Origin of the sequence: Prevotella sp. AM34-19LB (assembly GCF_003468525.1) — a bacterium.
Lineage (GTDB): Bacteria > Bacteroidota > Bacteroidia > Bacteroidales > Bacteroidaceae > Prevotella.
This window is the reverse complement of record NZ_QSIG01000039.1, coordinates 1-17,495: the sequence shown is the minus strand read 5'-3', so window position 1 is coordinate 17,495 and position 17,495 is coordinate 1. Positions and strand designations below refer to the sequence as shown.

General features: G+C 42.2%; 26 protein-coding genes. 15 read left to right on the top strand and 11 right to left on the bottom strand.

Annotated features, from left to right (window positions below):
• Positions 1-12 precede the first annotated feature (12 nt).
• Positions 13-585: a chromate transporter gene (locus DW830_RS11685; RefSeq protein WP_119250035.1), complete on the top strand. Its 573-nt coding sequence runs from the start codon at positions 13-15 to the stop codon at positions 583-585.
• Positions 586-825: 240 nt separating this feature from the next.
• Here the strand turns inward: DW830_RS11685 and DW830_RS11680 are convergent, their stop codons facing one another.
• Both DW830_RS11680 and DW830_RS11675 read right to left on the bottom strand, forming a co-directional pair.
• A complete protein-coding gene (locus DW830_RS11680; RefSeq protein WP_233544500.1) occupies positions 826-1,473 on the bottom strand; it encodes a DUF3256 family protein in 648 nt (215 codons plus the stop codon).
• 790 nt (positions 1,474-2,263) lie between these two features.
• Positions 2,264-2,635, bottom strand: coding sequence for a hypothetical protein (locus DW830_RS11675; RefSeq protein ID WP_220429571.1), 372 nt, complete (start codon positions 2,633-2,635; stop codon positions 2,264-2,266).
• 203 nt (positions 2,636-2,838) lie between these two features.
• On the opposite strand from DW830_RS11675, the gene DW830_RS11670 reads away from it, so the two are divergent.
• The 8 genes from DW830_RS11670 (at position 2,839) to DW830_RS11635 (ending at position 8,183) form a co-directional block, all read left to right on the top strand.
• Positions 2,839-3,144, top strand: coding sequence for a hypothetical protein (locus DW830_RS11670; protein WP_117586505.1), 306 nt, complete (start codon positions 2,839-2,841; stop codon positions 3,142-3,144).
• Positions 3,122-3,400 carry a hypothetical protein gene (locus DW830_RS11665; protein ID WP_117586506.1) on the top strand — a complete coding sequence of 93 codons (279 nt, stop codon included), beginning with the start codon at positions 3,122-3,124 and terminating at the stop codon, positions 3,398-3,400. Before DW830_RS11670 ends, DW830_RS11665 begins: the two co-directional genes overlap by 23 nt.
• Before the next feature lie 11 nt (positions 3,401-3,411).
• The gene (locus DW830_RS11660) at positions 3,412-3,711 is read left to right on the top strand and encodes a hypothetical protein (protein WP_119229926.1); all 300 of its coding nucleotides are present in this window, start codon (positions 3,412-3,414) and stop codon (positions 3,709-3,711) included.
• Positions 3,708-5,045 carry a hypothetical protein gene (locus tag DW830_RS11655; protein ID WP_118085728.1) on the top strand — a complete coding sequence of 446 codons (1,338 nt, stop codon included), beginning with the start codon at positions 3,708-3,710 and terminating at the stop codon, positions 5,043-5,045. Before DW830_RS11660 ends, DW830_RS11655 begins: the two co-directional genes overlap by 4 nt.
• Complete coding sequence (locus tag DW830_RS11650; protein WP_118253402.1) at positions 5,029-5,652, top strand: hypothetical protein; 624 nt, start codon at positions 5,029-5,031, stop codon at positions 5,650-5,652. The genes DW830_RS11655 and DW830_RS11650 overlap by 17 nt, the downstream gene beginning before the upstream one ends.
• A gap of 133 nt (positions 5,653-5,785) precedes the next feature.
• On the top strand, positions 5,786-6,805 hold the full coding sequence (locus DW830_RS11645; protein WP_228112403.1) for a toprim domain-containing protein: 1,020 nt from the start codon (positions 5,786-5,788) through the stop codon (positions 6,803-6,805).
• Positions 6,806-7,044: 239 nt separating this feature from the next.
• Positions 7,045-7,476 (top strand): hypothetical protein, encoded by a 432-nt coding sequence (locus tag DW830_RS11640; protein WP_144150493.1) that lies wholly within the window; start codon positions 7,045-7,047, stop codon positions 7,474-7,476.
• A 176-nt stretch (positions 7,477-7,652) separates the two neighbouring features.
• A complete protein-coding gene (locus DW830_RS11635; protein WP_118256026.1) occupies positions 7,653-8,183 on the top strand; it encodes a hypothetical protein in 531 nt (176 codons plus the stop codon).
• 560 nt (positions 8,184-8,743) lie between these two features.
• Here DW830_RS11635 and DW830_RS15880 read toward each other — a convergent pair.
• Entirely contained in the window at positions 8,744-8,905 is a 162-nt protein-coding gene (locus tag DW830_RS15880) for a hypothetical protein (RefSeq protein WP_153082140.1), read from the bottom strand.
• 35 nt (positions 8,906-8,940) lie between these two features.
• The gene (locus tag DW830_RS11625; protein ID WP_147487264.1) at positions 8,941-9,636 is read right to left on the bottom strand and encodes a hypothetical protein; all 696 of its coding nucleotides are present in this window, start codon (positions 9,634-9,636) and stop codon (positions 8,941-8,943) included.
• Between the two features lie 160 nt (positions 9,637-9,796).
• Between DW830_RS11625 and DW830_RS11620 the strand changes: the two genes are divergently transcribed.
• From DW830_RS11620 to DW830_RS11595, 6 genes are all read left to right on the top strand, one after another.
• Positions 9,797-10,588 (top strand): ParA family protein, encoded by a 792-nt coding sequence (locus DW830_RS11620; protein ID WP_117586516.1) that lies wholly within the window; start codon positions 9,797-9,799, stop codon positions 10,586-10,588.
• A 45-nt stretch (positions 10,589-10,633) separates the two neighbouring features.
• Positions 10,634-10,945, top strand: a complete 312-nt coding sequence (locus tag DW830_RS11615) for a hypothetical protein (protein ID WP_147487263.1) — start codon at positions 10,634-10,636, stop codon at positions 10,943-10,945.
• Positions 10,946-11,119: 174 nt separating this feature from the next.
• Entirely contained in the window at positions 11,120-12,013 is an 894-nt protein-coding gene (locus DW830_RS11610; protein ID WP_317125412.1) for a DNA cytosine methyltransferase, read from the top strand.
• Positions 12,014-12,130: 117 nt separating this feature from the next.
• Complete coding sequence (locus DW830_RS15875; RefSeq protein WP_153087002.1) at positions 12,131-12,271, top strand: hypothetical protein; 141 nt, start codon at positions 12,131-12,133, stop codon at positions 12,269-12,271.
• Between the two features lie 8 nt (positions 12,272-12,279).
• On the top strand, positions 12,280-12,555 hold the full coding sequence (locus DW830_RS11600; protein ID WP_118313381.1) for a hypothetical protein: 276 nt from the start codon (positions 12,280-12,282) through the stop codon (positions 12,553-12,555).
• A 126-nt stretch (positions 12,556-12,681) separates the two neighbouring features.
• Positions 12,682-13,017, top strand: a complete 336-nt coding sequence (locus DW830_RS11595) for a hypothetical protein (RefSeq protein WP_147381978.1) — start codon at positions 12,682-12,684, stop codon at positions 13,015-13,017.
• A 130-nt stretch (positions 13,018-13,147) separates the two neighbouring features.
• Here DW830_RS11595 and DW830_RS11590 read toward each other — a convergent pair whose 3' ends face one another.
• The 7 genes from DW830_RS11590 to DW830_RS11560 form a co-directional block, all read right to left on the bottom strand.
• Positions 13,148-13,690 carry a hypothetical protein gene (locus tag DW830_RS11590; RefSeq protein ID WP_119250030.1) on the bottom strand — a complete coding sequence of 181 codons (543 nt, stop codon included), beginning with the start codon at positions 13,688-13,690 and terminating at the stop codon, positions 13,148-13,150.
• Positions 13,691-13,701: 11 nt separating this feature from the next.
• A complete protein-coding gene (locus tag DW830_RS11585) occupies positions 13,702-14,013 on the bottom strand; it encodes a hypothetical protein (RefSeq protein WP_147487262.1) in 312 nt (103 codons plus the stop codon).
• 157 nt (positions 14,014-14,170) lie between these two features.
• Positions 14,171-14,407: a hypothetical protein gene (locus DW830_RS11580; RefSeq protein ID WP_119250028.1), complete on the bottom strand. Its 237-nt coding sequence runs from the start codon at positions 14,405-14,407 to the stop codon at positions 14,171-14,173.
• A gap of 1,295 nt (positions 14,408-15,702) precedes the next feature.
• Positions 15,703-16,341: a hypothetical protein gene (locus DW830_RS11575; protein WP_119250027.1), complete on the bottom strand. Its 639-nt coding sequence runs from the start codon at positions 16,339-16,341 to the stop codon at positions 15,703-15,705.
• A 76-nt stretch (positions 16,342-16,417) separates the two neighbouring features.
• Positions 16,418-16,666 (bottom strand): hypothetical protein, encoded by a 249-nt coding sequence (locus DW830_RS11570; RefSeq protein ID WP_119250026.1) that lies wholly within the window; start codon positions 16,664-16,666, stop codon positions 16,418-16,420.
• 11 nt (positions 16,667-16,677) lie between these two features.
• The gene (locus DW830_RS11565) at positions 16,678-17,010 is read right to left on the bottom strand and encodes a hypothetical protein (protein WP_119250025.1); all 333 of its coding nucleotides are present in this window, start codon (positions 17,008-17,010) and stop codon (positions 16,678-16,680) included.
• Positions 17,007-17,234 carry a hypothetical protein gene (locus DW830_RS11560; protein ID WP_119250024.1) on the bottom strand — a complete coding sequence of 76 codons (228 nt, stop codon included), beginning with the start codon at positions 17,232-17,234 and terminating at the stop codon, positions 17,007-17,009. The genes DW830_RS11565 and DW830_RS11560 overlap by 4 nt, the downstream gene beginning before the upstream one ends.
• Between the last annotated feature and the right edge of the window lie 261 nt (positions 17,235-17,495).

Here is a 17,495-nt window from a genome sequence, read left to right as displayed (position 1 = left end):
AAGGTAAAAGTCATGCTATTTCTGAAATTATTTCTGATATTTACCAAGATTGGTACATTTAATTTTGGTGGTGGATATGCGATGCTTTCGCTCATCCACAACGAAACCGTAGTAAAGAACCATTGGCTCACCAATGCCGAGTTTACGGATATCGTGGCTATCAGCCAATCTACTCCGGGACCTATCGGCATCAACTGCGCCACATACGTGGGTTATACCGCTTGTCTCCATGCGGATTATCCTGTCTGGGCAGCCTGGTTGGGTTCCGTACTGGCTTCGCTATCCATCATGTGGCTTCCATTCATCATCATGATTCTCATCAGCCGCTATCTGACAACCCACAAGGATTCCAAGATCGTGAAGGACATCTTCGCCGGTCTTCGCCCTGCCATTATCGGACTGATTGCTGCAGCAGCTATGCTCTTGATGAATAAGGAGAATTTTGGATCGCCAACAGAAGATCCATTTGCTTTCGGTGCCAGCGTAGCATTGTTCCTGGGTGCATTCTACTTTACGAAAGTAAGGAAAGCGAATCCGATTCTGCTGCTTTTCATCTGTGGAATCATCGGGTTGTTTATCTTCTAAACAACCCACACTTCGAAACAACCCATACTTCTAAAACACCTCATACGTCCAGAACCAGCGGTCATCGGACGAAGAGAAAAGTAAAGGGTAAAAGCCTTCAGAAAAGGGCAAAAAAAATTGATTGTCTCACGACAACCAATCTTTTATTAACCTTAATAATCTAATACCATGAAAAACACGCTGCAAAATTACAAATAATCCTGCAACTTTCCATACTTTATTGCAAAAACCTACAAAGAATTAACTCTCTTTAAAGGATTTTCCATTCCATTTAAAGCTTCTTTGCAATTTTATTGCATTTACTGCCTTTTTATCTTCAGCAGAGAGCAATGGCAAAGACAGACGTACAACCAGCGAGTTTTCGTTCTGCAAAAGCAAGGCGCTCACCATTCTCGGTTCTACCATCGCCTTCAATTCTGCAAAGCGAGTTTCGCTCATCGTATCCGGTTTCTGGATAAGGCTTTCTGCCAAATCCTCCATCCGCTTACCATCCAGGAGCCGAGTGGCATCCATCTTCTTCCAATCCTGATTATAGAAATAGAGCTCACTCTCCTTCTCGGGACCTGCGAAAGTCTTGACTACGCAGAGCACGGAATCTCCGTTTTCCACAGGCAACTTTTTCATCTGCAAGGTAGAAGCCTTGGTCATACGGATCTGCACGAAGTCCTGGGTCAGCGTATCCATCACGCTCACCTCTTCCAGGAGATTCTTCACTTCAGCCTTCACTCCCATCTCCTGCAACTCAGCAAATTCGAGTCGCATGTTCTTGTTGAGACAAGGCATTACCTCATCAGGCATCGAAACCAGCAGGTCTTTCATCGACTTGGCTTCCATGCCCAAGCTTGCAGTCAGCAAGCAAGCCATCATTATATATTTTATCTTCTTCATTTTTACAATTCCTTAGACCATTTCTTTCCCCAAGGGGTAAAGAGCCATGCAAGAAAGGCCAATGCTACTATTGAGCACACAGCAAAAGTTAAAGCCAATGTATTCATTTTTGAAGCCTTTAAATTATTTACTAAATTTCGCAAGTAAGCCCCATACGCCCTGAAAGGGCAGAAGCTCCTAGCCCAGGGCAACACCCTGGGGATAATATAGAGATGGTAATTACGCCCTGTAAGGGCAAAGCTTCCATACTGCAGCTATATTTTTAAAGCTTTTGCCCTTACAGGGCGCAGAGCTACAACAACTATTACCCAGGGCGCTGCCCTGGGCTAGGAGCTTCTGCCCTTTCAGGGCGTGCCGGGAAATCGTCGCATAAATCATTACCCATCCTTCCATATTTCTCTATTTTCCGACAAAATTACGGAAAATAAATGTAATCTGCAAATGATTTAATACTTTTCTTCTGATTTTTAACCTAAAAGAAACGAAAAAGGAGGAAAAAGTTCTATTAAAAGAAACGAAAAAGAGGAAAGTGTTTCTGGCGAAACACTTCCCCCTCAAATTATCTAATCTATTAATCGTACTTATCTTCTTCAGAAAAGATTTACTCCTCAACAGCAGCCTGTGCCGCAGCAATATTATCAGTATGGGAAGCCCTTTCCGTAGGTTACTCTAAACATAGGATAATATTTCCTTCTGTCTATGTAAAGGCTTTACACCTTATTATATTTATATACATATTTATATATATAGTTAATTCATTATCTATTTTTCATGAAATCGTGATGGATGATTACGCATTCTTTTTCTGCAACGGCATAGGCACATCCACATTTGAGTTCTTGCCACCAAGCATTTGGATAGTTTCCTTCAATGCTTGCACCTGTCCCTTTAGAAATATAATCTCCTGGTCTTTTGCATCAGCAAGGCTCTGTTGTCGTTTCTTATATAGGATTGCTGCATCCTCTTCCTGCGCCACGCCTACAGTTTCTTCTTTAGCAACGTAGCCTTCGCCGCCATTCTTCATGTACTTTGTTCCACCATAGAAGAAATCCATAGTCACACCAAGAACTTCACATATTCTCTCCAAGATGCCAGACTTCACATCTTGCACCTTAAACTGAGCACTTAAATTAGGCTGAGTCATATTCAATTTCTCAGCCAAACCTTTAATGCTCACATTCCCGAGAGTTAAAAGTTCTCTTAATCTATTACCTGTCATTATATGTAAAATTAAATAAAACTATCTTAAATTTAAACCTTTCTTTAAGTTTTTATTAAAACTTTATTTATCTTTGCACTCGAAATAACGAAATAGTAACGTTCGTAAAACGAAATACGTTTGCAAATATACATAAAAAATACAATATGAGCAAGAATAACTTTGAAATTTTAACCGAAGTTTATTCAGGAACCTCAATAGGCGAAAGAATAAAAAAGAGGGAGCAAGTCATCAGCGACTACCTCAACGTGTATGGGCAACTCATCCTGAACAAGGTGCTGAAACCAACCCCTGTGATGGAACACCTTGCCAAGAAATACAACTTTTCTCGCTGTGGTGTCTTGAAGATACTGAAGGAAGCAGGAATATATCATGGGCGTTCAAATCCTGTGGTATATCCAAGTGAGTTGAACAATAAAACAGAAATTTATGGAACAGCGAATCGTGTTTGAGGACAAGAATGTCAGTTACAAGACATTTCTTGAAGACTTAGCTACTTTTCTGGCACCGAAGATTGCGCTCTTGATAAAGAATCCTCCAAAAAAGTATTATAGTGAGCGAGAAAGTATGAGAGTGTTCGGTTCTGGGAATGTGCGCCGTTGGATTAAGGAAGGCAAGCTCAAACCTTTTTCCAAGAGAAAGGGAAAGACAGAATACAAAGTCAGCGACCTTCAGGAGTTACACCGAAGAGAGCAAGACTACTTTTAAAGCAAAGAGCAATGTACAGAATAAAAAGACATTATCAAGTAGCAGAGAAGCAACCTTGGCTTATAGACCTCCTCGTGAAGTTGAAGCCTTCGTACTTTGCCCCTTGCCAAGGCATAGAAGAGTGCAAGCTTGCACTCCACAACCTAGGCGAGGACATAAAAAAGCAAGAGCTAAGTTGGAAAAGAGGAAAATTTCTCCTTTCCTACATACGAGACATAACAGAGAAAGACGATGAAATCATCATCAGCTACAAAGGCGGCAAGCCCTGCGTGTCTTTCAAAATAGAGGAATCAAAAGCCAAAGAATCATGAACATAGCAGACAATAGTTGGATTAAGTTGCCCCGCAACTTTGTAAATTGGAGTTGGTACCATGACGCAAACATGGTGCAGCTATATCTGTACCTTCTTCTCAACGCCAACGTTTATGATGTCAAATACAATGACATCACCATCAAACGTGGCGAATGTCTTGTTTCTCTCAACACGCTATCCAAAGAAACTGGAATTTCATTGAAGTCGTTAAGGACAAGCCTTGCAAGACTCCAACGAACCAAAGAAATCGAATACAAGAAACTAAAGCATGGCAGGATTATCATTCTTGTAGATTTCAACAAGTTTCAACCTGTTGGCATAGATGAAAATGCACCAGATTGGATAAAGCTATATCGCAAAATCTGCGATTGGGGTTGGTACCATGAACCAAACATGGTACACCTGTACGTATATTTCATGTTGAAAGCAAAACTAGTCGTAGGTAATAATGGTACAAGTGAAGCATGGCAACTCAATACCACATTGAGATTGTTGACGAAAGCAACAGGTATTTCCGAGCGAAGCATCAGAACCTGCTTAACAAGATTACAGAGAACTGGCGAAATAGAATATTTGCCAGGGGTGTCACATAAACAAAGCATCATAACCATCTGTAATTATGATAGTTATCAGAAAAAGAATTTTTCAGACGGCACAATGGTGGCACAAGATGGGCACAACTTGATAGAAAGTAAAAGTAACACAAAAGAAGGTGCAATAACGACACAAAATAACGGAGATACAAATAATTATAAAACAGCAAGTTACAGCTCAACCAGATTCCAAGACGGCACAATGGTGGCACAAGGTGGGCAAGACATAGGCACAACCTTGGCACAAGATGGGCAGGAGTTTGGCAGTACTTGGGCAACACAAAAAGAATATAAGAATAAAAGAATAAAAGAAATAAAGAATATCGACGGCGACATCGCGCACGTGCGTGAGGGGGATTTCGTCGAAGTTTTGGAAGTGACCGACGTGAAGAAAGAAAACGAGCAAAAGAAATCAAGCAAAGAAAGTTTTGCGGAACTCGTGAAGGTGGAAGCCGCATGGTTAGCTGCCATTCAGAAAAAATACAAGCTCTCCACATCAGAGGAAGTGAAGAACAAAGTTGACGAGTTCGAGATTGAACTAGTCTGCCGTGGCAAGGATAAGCATGAGGATATGAAAGACTTCAAGTGTCATTTCTGCGACTGGCTTGAAAAGAATTTGAGAACTATCAACCAACCTCAGGCTTCCAACCGTTCCCCATCACCAACCTCAGAGCGTTGGAGCGGCGAGAAGTTTGTACCAAAAAGTTCGGAAGGAGGCATCTATGAAGGAAATTTCTAACATGGGGTTCACCCCAGAGCTGTGCTTTGAGCATCTGCGCTATCATTTCGCCCAAGAGGTGAAAAAGAGAGAGAAGTCTTTCGTTGCCGAACCATCCCAGATGGAAAGCATGAAAAAAGTCGCCTCGTGGTTAACAACCGGAAAGGAGCACTGCTGGCTTGTCCTCAACGGCATCACAGGCAACGGAAAGACCACCTGCGTGAAGGGGATGCGAAGCTTCATCAACTGCTGCAAGATTCCCGATCCCAGCAATGGAGAAGGCAGCGTGTTCAGCTCCAAGGCAGGAATCTGGCTAGTCACGGCTAGAGAACTCTACCAGATGTTCGTAAGTAACAAGCCCAAGTTTGAGCGATGCGCCAACACCTACATCCTCGCCATCGACGAGCTAGGAACGGAAGAAACGGACTTCTGCGAGTACGGGAACAGATACAAGCCCATCGAGCAGCTGTTGTCGTATCGCTACGACAAGATGCTCCCGACCATCATCACCACCAACTTGCCGATGGCAGACATACGCCCGAAATATGGTGACAGGCTTGCGGAAAGGCTCAACGAGCTGATGGAAGTGGTACACATGCCAGACATCAACTTCCGCAAGATTCACTAAAAAGCGTAAAAACAACGCTCAGGACGGCTTTTCCGAGGCAAGCAATAAATTCCTCACAGAAACAAACAAAACGTCTCAAATCGCAAATAAAGCGGCAAAAATTAGGTTTTACATGGAAGAATACAAAACAATTTTGAAGAAAACAGATGGAGGACTGGATATTTTCAGCTATTATCTGGGTAAGGAGTGCTTGAAGAAAAAGTTCAAGAGCCCCTTCAGAAGTGGCGACAACCGTCCGTCCTGCCATCTGTATCTCAACGAGCCTCCAGGAGAGCAAGCCTACTACTATCTCCAGGACTTTGGCGACAGCAGATGTAGCGGCAACGCCTTTGCAATCGCTGCAAGGGTGCTGAACATGAGCATCCGCAATGATTTCAAGGCCGTATTGGAGAGAATCGACCAGGACCTGTGCCTGGGAGTCTTTGAGGAGAACAAGGGAAAGTACTCCTCAAAGCCCCAGTTCAACAGAGCTGCCATCAAGCAAGAAATCAGCAAGAACAAGACATCAAGTATCAAGACTTTCATGCCTGTCATACAAGAATTTATGTCTTGGGAATTAGAGTATTGGAACAAGTATGGAATCGATGTCAACACCCTACGTCGCTATCATGTTCACAGCCTAAGAAGCGTGACTTTCAATAAAGCCGACGGCAAGAGTTTCAACATATTTGGTTCCAAGGCCATCCCAGCCTACGGCTATTTCTTCAACGACATGAAGGGCATCAAAGTATATCGTCCTAAGGCAGAAAACAGATTTCTGTATGGCGGCGACCTGCCAACGCCATATGTGTTTGGATGGGAACAGTTGCAAGAAAACGGCGACATGGTGTTCATCACTGGTGGAGAAAAGGATGTCCTGTCCCTTGCTTCCCATGGCTACAATGCCATAGCATTCAACAGCGAGACGGCAAAGATACCTGCAGACAAAATAAAGCTGCTTTCCCAGAGATTCAGAAAAATTATATTTCTTTACGATTCTGATACTACAGGCATCAAGGAATCCAAGAGCAGAGTGGAAGAGTACAATGGCAATTACAACGTTTTCAGATTGGAGTTACCTCTCAGCGGAACCAAACAAGAAAAGGACATTAGCGACTATTTCGCCTTAGGAAGAACGACACAAGACCTACAAAAGTTAATAAACAAGATGTAGGAACATCATGATGATAAAAGTAAATGAGTGAAACGAATAAATATTTAACAATCATGAACAAGCAAAAGAACGGAAAAGCACTGCATTTGGAACACGCAGCAGAAGAAATCTGCTTTGAGTCCTTGACAGTGAAAGATCAAGAAAAACTGCAAGAATTTGGCATAAATCCTTCCTCGATACCAGAAGAAGTATATTCCATCGACTGTAGCAGCCTGAACAGAGTGTGGCACGGAATAGGAATGAGAAACGTACACGGAGGCGTGGAGTTCATCAGTCTGACTGAGATGAAAAGACCAACGACAATTCATCGCAAGGGCATCACATTGCAACCTTCTAAAAAAGGCTCAGTCGCTAGTTGCTGCCTTTTTAGTAATTTCATGGACTATCTGGCCTATCTCTCTTTGTCAAAGGACGGCAAGATTGCACTCCCCAAGGAATGCGATTGCATCATCCTCAACCACCATTTCAACCTCTCTCACTTTCTCGTAGAAAGCGAGGAGTACGAGGAAGTGAACCTGTTCTTGCCCAACAGTTCAGCAGGAAAGGTGCTAACGAGAACCATCATGGACAGAAATCCGGCCGCAGTGGACTGGTCGGGAAGTTACATACACTTTCAGAGCCTTCGCTCATATGCCTATTACAAGTTCATAAAAAACAAAGAGAGCCTATGAAAATAGTGGGAATAGCATTCGGTGTTGCCGTCATTGGCATCATCATCGCCTTCATCTATGAGATTAAGTTCACTTACAGAGATGGGGACTTATGGAAAAAGTAAATGATATAAAACGCAAACCTTATGAGAAATAACGGAATCCTTAACATTGACGTTGCTAGGGCAGATTTGCCCATGCAACCAGAATATTGGATAGAAGAGACTTACGTATCAAGATACGAGAAACTTCTTAGAGTGATAGAAAAGAAGACCTCTTTTCTGCCATATCGCAACACAAAGGTCATCAGGGAAATTTCCTTTGAGGTTCCAGCATCCACCACGCTGGAGCAAATAAAGGAAGTAAGTCTGGCATTTGAAAAAAGATTCAAGGTATCATGTTTTCAAATCAGCATAGACCGCTCAGTGCAGGTAGCCCACCTGTTGTTTGCCTGGATAGACATGGAAACAGGCAAGGCCGTCAAGCTCGATGTCAACACCTTGAAACGTGCCACAGGTATGTTTCTGAGAAGACTTAAGCTTCCTCATCCCAAGGACTATGACAAATGGATAAGATATGTCCTTATCGATGCCTATGAGGAATGTCCAGATGTCTTCAAGCAACAATACAGGGCCATTTGCAAGGAAGACAAAGAGACTGAAAGCAGTTGCATTATCAGAGATGCCCTTGCCTATGCCGAACTTATGAGCAAAGGGCAAGCAAAGTAAAATAGCACCGAAATATTTCAAATAGAGTAGATGTAGGGGATTACTCCCCTACATCCTACTCTATTGTTCTATAAAAGCAATCTTTTCCCTTTTATACAGTGAGTAGTCAACACGTCCTACCAAGTCACCCTCATACCTTACCAATTCCTCATAAATGAAGTTATAGTGCTTTGCCATGCTGCCTATTGCTTAGTACACGTTCAAAAATAGCATTAATGCTATTCTCTGTAAATGTTTGACTATAGGTCTTACCTTGGACACTCATGTCCAAGGTAAACCCCATAGGTGAGACATTCTTGTTGTTCTGCCCTATCTTATATTTTCTCATCCTCTCGTTAGCCTTGAGGATTGTCTCTTCTGATACCTTACACATAATTTATGCCACAAAGGGACTTTATTAAATTTATTCCGCTGCAAAAGTATGACAAATAATTCTAATCTCCAAACTTTTATGAGTTTTAATGGCTTACAAACAAAAAACTCCTGATTCTCTCGAACCAGGAGCGTTGAACCTTATATATAATGATTTTGCAATTTAAACTACAGGATTTGCCATTAAACTATAGTGAATGGTCATGAAGCCAAGCCTTCTGGGAATAGCTTAGTCTATCCCAGTTGGTCTTAGAGCGTCTTCTTTTCTTTTTATTTCCACCACCAACTACCGCTTCCACGGTTTTCTTGCCGAGCCAACCGGCAAATGCCAAAGTTAATAAAGCCTCCATAATCGTAACGTTTTATTTGTTAATACTAAATGTTCCTACAGGGATGGCTGTAGCGTGATGATTGACATGTAGAAGATGCCATACTCTCCTGGCTCTGCCTCAGATGCTGGAATTTCCAAGAGATAGCTTTGGTTTCCATATTTATGACCTGTGAAAGCTACATATCCTCTCTTCTTGGTTTCTGCGCTGCCTATCAAGGCAGGCTTGAACTCCATCCATTGAATTCTTCTGTCCTTCTTTGATGCTTTGAAACGTACAATGCGGTAAATCTCCATTGGATCGTACTCGTTCTTCTCTCCCTTGATGAGTAAACGGATGCCATTGCTTGCATTCTTCACGGTGTAGGCAGACTTGCCACCTGCGAAAGCAATGTCCATACCCTCTGCTCCTGCGAGGGTATTCACTGCATCGGCAGCTTGTCCTACTCCAGCTGCTGTTCCCATCACACGAACACCATTAATTATACCAGAAGCACTTCCAGATGTACTGGCCCCTATCATACCTCCTGCAAACCCCAAGTCTCCAACAGCTCCTGCTATCTTGGCAAATTTGCCGAATTTATTCTGATGCTTGGAAATCATTCCGTCCTCTTTTGGGAGCGCATCAAAAGTGGAATCACTTGTGAGCACGCAATAGCTGTTAATAAACTCAGGCTCTGGAGCCGTTACCTGTTGGGCAAATCCTGTGGAAGTTGCAGCCAACATCATCATTGATGCTAAAATTTTCTTCATATTACTTATGTTTTAAGAACTTTTTCTGATGCAAAGGTACAAAAAAACATTTATATAAGCAAATAATTCAATATTTATTTCATTATATAAAGAAATATTTATATCTTTGCAGTCGTATTCAAAACAACATTTAAACAAACATATAATTATATAAACATTTATGAAACATTACGCAAAGATTATTTCCTTCGCCAACCACAAAGGTGGCGTTGGTAAGACAACGACAACAGCAAGTATGGGTTCAATCCTCGCCTCCAAGGGTTACAAGGTTCTCTTGGTAGATTTGGATGCCCAGGCAAACCTCACGAGTTCACTCTTGAAGAAAGAGGTCACAACCACCATCTATGATGGCTTGAAATCCCAGTCCTCCACCTCCCTTTATATATATAAGGTACGTGAGGACATCCGTTTGGACATGATACCAGCCGATTTGAACCTAGCCCAGGCAGACTTGGAGTTGGCAGGAAAGATGGCGAGAGAGAGAATCCTTTCAGAGTTGTTGGAGAACTACAAGAGCGAGTACGACTACATCCTCATCGATTGCCCACCTTCCCTTGGGTTGCTCACCCTGAATGCCCTCACGGCATCCGACTATGTGATTATCCCTTTGGTAGCAGAAGTCTTGCCATTTAACGGATTGAAGATGATCTTCGACTTCATCAACCAAATCAAGAAGTTCCTCAATCCAAAGGTAAACATCTTCGGTATCGCTATCACTCGATGGGAAGGAACGAAGCTCAGCAAGAACATCGAGGAAGGTTTGAGAAAGCAGCTGGACGATTTAGTGTTCACGACAAAGATTCGCAAGAATGTCACCATCGCCCAGGCACCATTGGAGGCAACGAACATCGTTGACTACGACAAGAAGAGCAATGGCGCACAGGACTACATCGCCCTGACCGAGGAGTTTTTGGAGAGAATGGTATTAAACAATGTAACCATCAGCAAGTAGAACGTAAAATTAGCAGTTATGTCAAAGAGCATCAATTCAAACGCAATGGATTCCCTGTTACAAGGGTTGACAGGGAAGACCGAGGAACAGGAAGCTGTTCCTACACAAGAATGTCCTAGCGAGGCTCCTTCACCTACCAGGCGAAAGGAGAAACCACGCTATGAGGTAATCAGCACCATGGTTGATCCAGATGTGATGAGTAAGGTACGAACCATCGCCGACATCGAGGGAGTGGCCATCAAGGAAATCATCGGAGTTGGCCTCAATATGTTTATCCGCAAGTATGAGGAGCTTCATGGAAAGGTGCGTGTGAAAAAGCCCAGAAAAGGGGATATTTCCCAAATCTTCAACTCGTAGGCATCGTTCCCCTTCCTCCCAGTGCGGCAGCAGGTTTAATAATCTATACCTGAAAACACCGAGGGGTGAAAGGGGGCGAGAAGCCCCATTAACAAACGATACCACCATCAAGAACACCTTGACCCACGCAAGCGTATTCTCGGGGATAGCGGTGCGGAGCTTGCAGCCTCCTGGATGGGATGGAAGAATCTCTTCCATTGCGAGATACAGCAGTTTCCAAGGCAAGTTCTTGACTATTGGTTTCCAAATTCAGAAAGTTATGAAGACATCACCAAGACAACCTTCACGAAGTGGAAGGGAAAAGTCGATGTTCTCACAGGCGGATTTCCCTGTCAGCCCTTCAGCTATGCAGGAAGCAGAAAAGGAGCGGAAGATGACCGCTACCTCTGGCCTGAAATGCTACGAGCGATTCGGGAGATACAGCCCACTTGGGTCGTTGCTGAAAACGTTGTTGGCATCACGACGATGGTACAACCCAGCAGTGTCACTGAAATGGGACGTTCAGACTTTCTCTTCGAAGAAAGTGTTGTATGTAGAGAAGAATACAGGTACATCCTCGATGCCATCTGTGAAGACATTGAGCGAGAAGGATATGAAGTCCAACCGCTTGTTATTCCAGCTTGTGCCACAGGAGCGCCCCATAGAAGAAACAGGATATGGATTGTTGCCCACCGTACAGACACAGGGCTTGAAACGTTGCAACAAGAAGGGCAAGACGGAGTTCCTGCCCCTGCACCTCCTCCCTACGCCTACAGCTGCGGAGGCGACCAAGTACACCACCAAGCTCAATTCCAAGAGCCAGATGGGAATGGGACTGACAGCCCTTGCCATGAACGGCAAGCTGCCATCACCGAAGAAAGTAGCAGAGGAAACCGGGGGTTCACAGGGTTCCCGTCAGTTCAACCCGCTATATGCAGAGGAGATGATGGGCTTCCCTTCGATGTGGACGACCTTGCCATTTCTGAAGGAAAATGGAGAAAGGAATCCATAAAGGCATACGGCAATGCCTGGGTTCCGCAAGTGGCTTTGGAGATATTCAAGGCCATAGAAGAGTATAATAACAATTAAAGAACAAGACAGATGAGAAAATTTTTCAAAGACAACATTTGGCTATTTGCCATTGTCGCCGCAATCTTGGTCATACAAGGTATATTGGGCTATTACAGGAAGAACCAAGTTGCCGAAATGAACAGACTTTCCGGGAAAGAGAACGTAAAAGGCCGTGACATATCACGTACCATAGATGAGTTCAAGTATAAGGGAAAGACCTACACCTTTGTCATCTATGAGAGAGGTGTAAACATGGAAGTAAGAGAACTAAAATAAGTTGCACAATGGAAAAAGTTGACATATTTGACCAAGAAGTTGGCAGGGCAGCCATAGAATGCAACGGCAACCTTGTAGTGGTTTTCAATGGCAAGAAAGCATTTTGGTTCAAGGAACAAATCGAGAGTTTTGTAAAAGAGCATCCCGAAGCTCCTCTTCCACTCTCTGTGTTTTGCGTGGCAGTCTCGAAAGTAGGCGAACCTTGCAAGTACAAGAGCACAGGCAATTCCTTCAGTTTTGTGGCTAGAAGCGTTTCCCGCAGTGAAGCATTGTCGGAATATTAAGCAATACCAGAAATCAAGATGAAAGTCATATTATTACCAAAAAATGTTTGGGGATGCACAGGAATAGATTGTTATAACAATATCCCAGAGTGCTATCCCCACAGAGCATTCTTCATAGAATGCGAAATGTCCATAATTCCTCGAAAAGGAGAATTCATCATGCTCTCCGACTACGAAGACATGATATTCAAGCAGCTTTACTGCCAACTATCCAATTCCGACAGTGACCTGCACTTACTATTGGAAGAGATTCGAAAAGAAGACGACAGGACACCATCCTACCTAAGGAACGTAAAGGAGCTAGAAGACAAGTCTCTCCTGCATATGGTGGTGTATGGCGACGAGCATGAAGAAATTTTCAACGAAGGATTGACGGATTATCGCTGGCTTGTGGAAGAAGTAACCTATAAGATAGGATATTCTGGTGAGACAGTGTTTGTTACCATATCTCACACATATTAATAACAAAATAGTCTCTGTTTTTAGTGTAAACACTCCAAAAGCAGAGACTATTTCGCTTTTCTGCCTCTTTCCTCATTTTTCTCATTCTGGCAATCACCATTTCATTGTATTAAATATCATTCTTTTCCATTTACTTGTCTTCCAAAGATTTTAAATAAGACACATTTTCCAAGCCATCAACCATCTGCAAAGTCTTCCAAGCATTGCGGCGTTCCTCCGATGAAAGCTCTTTGTCTGTTCCGTCATCATTACCAACATAGATATTATGTTTCAACAAATATGCCAGAAGCAATCTTTTCCTTGTAGCTTTCAGTTCCTTCTTGAAGTTTTCCTTGTGAAAATCGAAGTAAGTAAACAACTCGGCATATTGTGAAGGAGTAAGTTCCAAGAATATATGGCTATTCTTCTCCTTATACCAAATCTCACCGTCGCCCAAGATTTTCTCACTGCACATAAAGAACAGCTCCTTCAGCAAGTGGTCACATCCAACATTGAAGACATATTCTTTCTTTTGTTCGCTCTCATTCAAGATGTCCTCCAAATTAACACCCAGGGTAGAGCAAAGCCTAACCATTGCCTTTCGAGCATTAATGGTTTCTCCCTCTTCCCCTCTCAAAGCGAGTTCGTTCAGTTTCAGAATTTTCTGTTTAAAACTCTCATACTTTTCTTCCATATCATCAAATTTTAAAAATTATATTCCATTCTCAGAGCCTTGTCGAAATCACATGAGTTGACGAGTCTCACCATCCCCTTTTTCTTGGCATAGCTGTAGTTGCCAACAATTCCATGCTTGTTCAGTATCAATTCCACTACCCGAACATCCTCGTTGTTAAGTTCATTGAGCAGACACCCCATCAGAACAAAGTTCCTAGCCTGTGCTTTAGTGACAGGAAAGACTTTTCCCTGAAGCATTTGCTTCTTATAGGGTTTTCCTGCAGGAACAACGTTGGCACTATGGTTCATACAACCCATTCGTTGCCAAGAAATCTCATTCATTCTCATATCATCTATATTTTTGAAGTTACAAAGATAAGTGATGGAACTTAAAATGACTGCTATAAAATGATATATCTTTCATTTTTAACATATACCACCACCTTTGCCTAACATAAAAAGAAGCACAGGAGAGGTTATTCACCTCTCCCGAAAGAATCTATGAAGTCTCGTTGATGTCGTAGATGAAGAAGTCGTTCTTAGCGAAGACTCCAATCATTCCCACACCAGCTATCACTGCTCCAGCTATTATCAGCCAGATGGCCAATCCCTCATCAAGGAAGCGCATGTTACCACCCATGAAAGCAAAAGCCATCATTGCCACTCCAAACATTGAGAAGAAAAACAAAGCGTTTTCCACACTCATCTTCTTGAGAAACTTAATAATCTGTTTCATTGTCAATCTCATTTTAACGGTTCAACTTTAAAAATTATACTTTGGATTTCCGGAACCTTCTAGCCTTTTACAGTTATTTGTTTCGTTCGATCCGATATTTTTTTTATCATACCTCGGCGTGTCCTTCGCCTCCTGTAGCCTTTTTACGTGCAGAAAGAATGGCAGCCCAGAGGAGTCAGAACGCCAAGGAATTTGGTAGAAACTTTTCAGGAATGCCCAAATAAGAATTATTTGCGGAAGGCTTCCAGGAAAGTTTTAGCCAAATAAGGAGTCCTCTCCTGGTACTTGGCATCTGACAGGGCTGCCATAACTTTGCACAGGAAAAAGCAAGGGAGGCAGAGGTCACACTACCGCTTCAATAAAAAAGTGAGGTCGAACAATAGAAACAAATATGAAAACATAGATATAAGAAAAGTAGAAAAGAAAAATATAGATATAGCACTGTAGTTTTATAGGTAGGAACAATTATATTCTTATAGAACTATATACTTATATAAATATATAAAGAAATAAGAAAATAAGGAAATATAGAAACAGAAAAATAAGATTCCGAAACTTCGGCTATAGATATAGGAGCGTAGAGGATGGCACACTTGTGAGGAGAATGGCATGTCCATGTGGCTTGGAGAGAGGGGTAGCCTGGCTTTCAAAATAGGTGGAGATGGGAAGGAAGTCCATCTTCGCCAAAAACGGAAGCAAGCCTACCCTGAAAGAAAAGTCCTCCTCGCATGTATGCCATCCGCCAAGGGGTGTGGTGGCCAAAGCCCCACATGAAGGTTCGACCTATCTCCCTTGCTGCTCTATGGCTTCATAGTGCAGTTTCTCCAGACTTTCAGGAGAACTCAGTGAAGCCGAGGATGGATGAAAGTCAGGAGAAAGGGAATAAAGCGAAGCCATAGACATAAGAAAAGCGCAAATGTTCCAAACAGCTACTATTTGGAACATTTACCAAGACACCCATCGGCGATACCGCTTTACAGGCGAAGCTGAACGGTTCGCCTGTTGGCTGCGACTGAAGAGGGAGCAGCCGAAAAATTAAGAGGCAGCAATGCAACTTGCCACCTCTATAAATACTTAAAGTTCTTTCAACCATTTCTTACCAGCTCTTGTATTGCTCCACAGCAATATGCCAACAGCAATAATAGCCAATTCTGTCATTGTAAACGCTAATGATTTCTGGATTTACCTTACAAACTATCAATCCATTTTTTCCCCATTTTGGTGTTTACCCAAAAAGCAAGCCCTGCTGCTATTATTGCAACGCCTGTCATAAAAATCAACAATGAATCCATACTTTATCTTATTATATTAGGATGTTCCTCCAAATACATGTCACGCAAAGGAAGACTCAGTACCGAGCAAGCTTCATCCATCGTTACCTCATGAGGTTTGCCATCAGGCAAAGTGATGGTTGGGTAGTTATAGAGAAAACTCTTTATCTCAATAAAGGCGTCATTGTTCACATTCATGAGACAAGCCAAGTAGCACAAACCTTCAACATCATAGGCGGTCTTTGGTTTCTCCTTGTCTACATAAGCAAACAACAAATCCTTGTTCTTTTTCAAAAACTCTTTTCCGTGCATATCATCAAATATCTTCTGCCCTGTTTCATTCAAAGCTCTAGGCGAATGTTTCCCAGAAAAGACCACCTCAAATTCCTTGAACTTTGCCATAAGCAAAGTCTTTATTGAAGTCATGTCTTGCTTCAGGTCATCCACATCTAAACGAAGAGCGCCAACATTTTTAGATATAGCATCCATTTTTGAGTCGTGGATTGTAACCAGCTTTTTAATATCATACATGTCACTAGAGACCTCATCCAACTTCTTGTCATGAACATTAACACGTTGGATAAAACGCCCAAACCAAACAAGCATTGATAACAATGTTACCAATCCGACTAAAATACTTATTATTGTTCCAATATTCTCCATATTTATTTTTTTCTATTTATTGTTATGTGCTTGCAAAGTTACGAAACTTTTTCGTAACTTGCAAGTTATTTCTTTGTTATTTTATAACACCAATCATTTTCTTTGCTTCGAGTACAAGATTGACACCTTCTTCCTCATTATCACCTAGGATTTGTGTAAACTCATCGCCATTAGCCCAATTCAGCGCTGCGACATATAGGAAGAAGGCTTCCTCCATGCTTAGCCCATCAGCAGGAACAGAAGCCAGCATTTCTCCCATAACTACTTCTGAGTCATGATAGGTAGCCTTCACCTCTTCCATTTTCTCTTTGACTTTTGTGTTCATTACTTTAACAACTAATCATTATAAATATAGAAATACTTTCCGTCACTACTTCCTCCGATGCTATAAGTCTTCGAGATGCCTGTACTTTGCAAGGTGTCCTCTTCCGTAAGGTAATCATCCATCAAAGCAAACAAGTCAAAGTCCGCTTCTTCTTTGCCAGCAACTCTTTGGATGCGCACAAATTCATCAGTCTGGTGAGAATAAAGAGCCAAATAGATGTTTTCGGAGAAGGCAAAGGAATACCACCAATCCCCATTGTCGCTTTCCGTGTTCACAAACACTTTCTTGGGAAGGGACTTCAAGAATTTCTCGAAGTCCTCTTGCATAACACTTTTCTTTTTCATACTTTCTGCTTTTTATATGAGTTTCTCAACATTGGCAACAACTTAGAGTAACCTATCAAGGAAGGAATTGACAATCCTTCTGGATGACGAAGCAGCACCTTCCAAAGATAAACGTTTGCTTCCCCAGGAATCGGGAACTTAGGCTCTTCCTTATCCATTCTCTCGTAAAGTTTGACACCATAATGACTGAGGAGATAGTTCATCTGTCTTTGCGTTGCAGCCATTTTAAATCTTGTTTCCATTCTGTAGCTTAGTTATGGAGAGGTGGTTAGTCTCTCCGTTACCTTTGTTAGTCAGTGATACGATAATAATAATCAAGTTCCTCCCCTTTCAAGTTGTTCTCGGCATACTCAGCAGCCATATCATACAACTGGTTACCTGTTGGCGGAATTAAAAAACCGCCTGAAAATTAGTATATTTTTATGGAGAAAAAGTTGTGCATCTCGTTGATTTTAAGTAACTTTGTAGTGTCCAATTATAAAGTT

Bases quoted from the DNA above. Each gene is read 5' to 3' on its own strand.
- DW830_RS11685 (WP_119250035.1), top strand. From the start codon at position 13: ATGCTATTTCTGAAATTATTTCTGATATTTACCAAGATTGGTACATTT.
- DW830_RS11680 (WP_233544500.1), bottom strand. From the start codon at position 1,473: ATGAAGAAGATAAAATATATAATGATGGCTTGCTTGCTGACTGCAAGC.
- DW830_RS11670 (WP_117586505.1), top strand. From the start codon at position 2,839: ATGAGCAAGAATAACTTTGAAATTTTAACCGAAGTTTATTCAGGAACC.
- DW830_RS11665 (WP_117586506.1), top strand. From the start codon at position 3,122: ATGGAACAGCGAATCGTGTTTGAGGACAAGAATGTCAGTTACAAGACA.
- DW830_RS11660 (WP_119229926.1), top strand. From the start codon at position 3,412: ATGTACAGAATAAAAAGACATTATCAAGTAGCAGAGAAGCAACCTTGG.
- DW830_RS11655 (WP_118085728.1), top strand. From the start codon at position 3,708: ATGAACATAGCAGACAATAGTTGGATTAAGTTGCCCCGCAACTTTGTA.
- DW830_RS11650 (WP_118253402.1), top strand. From the start codon at position 5,029: ATGAAGGAAATTTCTAACATGGGGTTCACCCCAGAGCTGTGCTTTGAG.
- DW830_RS11640 (WP_144150493.1), top strand. From the start codon at position 7,045: ATGAGAAACGTACACGGAGGCGTGGAGTTCATCAGTCTGACTGAGATG.
- DW830_RS11635 (WP_118256026.1), top strand. From the start codon at position 7,653: ATGCAACCAGAATATTGGATAGAAGAGACTTACGTATCAAGATACGAG.
- DW830_RS15880 (WP_153082140.1), bottom strand. From the start codon at position 8,905: ATGGAGGCTTTATTAACTTTGGCATTTGCCGGTTGGCTCGGCAAGAAA.
- DW830_RS11625 (WP_147487264.1), bottom strand. From the start codon at position 9,636: ATGAAGAAAATTTTAGCATCAATGATGATGTTGGCTGCAACTTCCACA.
- DW830_RS11620 (WP_117586516.1), top strand. From the start codon at position 9,797: ATGAAACATTACGCAAAGATTATTTCCTTCGCCAACCACAAAGGTGGC.
- DW830_RS11615 (WP_147487263.1), top strand. From the start codon at position 10,634: ATGGATTCCCTGTTACAAGGGTTGACAGGGAAGACCGAGGAACAGGAA.
- DW830_RS11610 (WP_317125412.1), top strand. From the start codon at position 11,120: ATGGGATGGAAGAATCTCTTCCATTGCGAGATACAGCAGTTTCCAAGG.
- DW830_RS15875 (WP_153087002.1), top strand. From the start codon at position 12,131: ATGAACAGACTTTCCGGGAAAGAGAACGTAAAAGGCCGTGACATATCA.
- DW830_RS11600 (WP_118313381.1), top strand. From the start codon at position 12,280: ATGGAAAAAGTTGACATATTTGACCAAGAAGTTGGCAGGGCAGCCATA.
- DW830_RS11595 (WP_147381978.1), top strand. From the start codon at position 12,682: ATGTCCATAATTCCTCGAAAAGGAGAATTCATCATGCTCTCCGACTAC.
- DW830_RS11590 (WP_119250030.1), bottom strand. From the start codon at position 13,690: ATGGAAGAAAAGTATGAGAGTTTTAAACAGAAAATTCTGAAACTGAAC.
- DW830_RS11585 (WP_147487262.1), bottom strand. From the start codon at position 14,013: ATGAATGAGATTTCTTGGCAACGAATGGGTTGTATGAACCATAGTGCC.
- DW830_RS11580 (WP_119250028.1), bottom strand. From the start codon at position 14,407: ATGAAACAGATTATTAAGTTTCTCAAGAAGATGAGTGTGGAAAACGCT.
- DW830_RS11575 (WP_119250027.1), bottom strand. From the start codon at position 16,341: ATGGAGAATATTGGAACAATAATAAGTATTTTAGTCGGATTGGTAACA.
- DW830_RS11570 (WP_119250026.1), bottom strand. From the start codon at position 16,666: ATGAACACAAAAGTCAAAGAGAAAATGGAAGAGGTGAAGGCTACCTAT.
- DW830_RS11565 (WP_119250025.1), bottom strand. From the start codon at position 17,010: ATGAAAAAGAAAAGTGTTATGCAAGAGGACTTCGAGAAATTCTTGAAG.
- DW830_RS11560 (WP_119250024.1), bottom strand. From the start codon at position 17,234: ATGGCTGCAACGCAAAGACAGATGAACTATCTCCTCAGTCATTATGGT.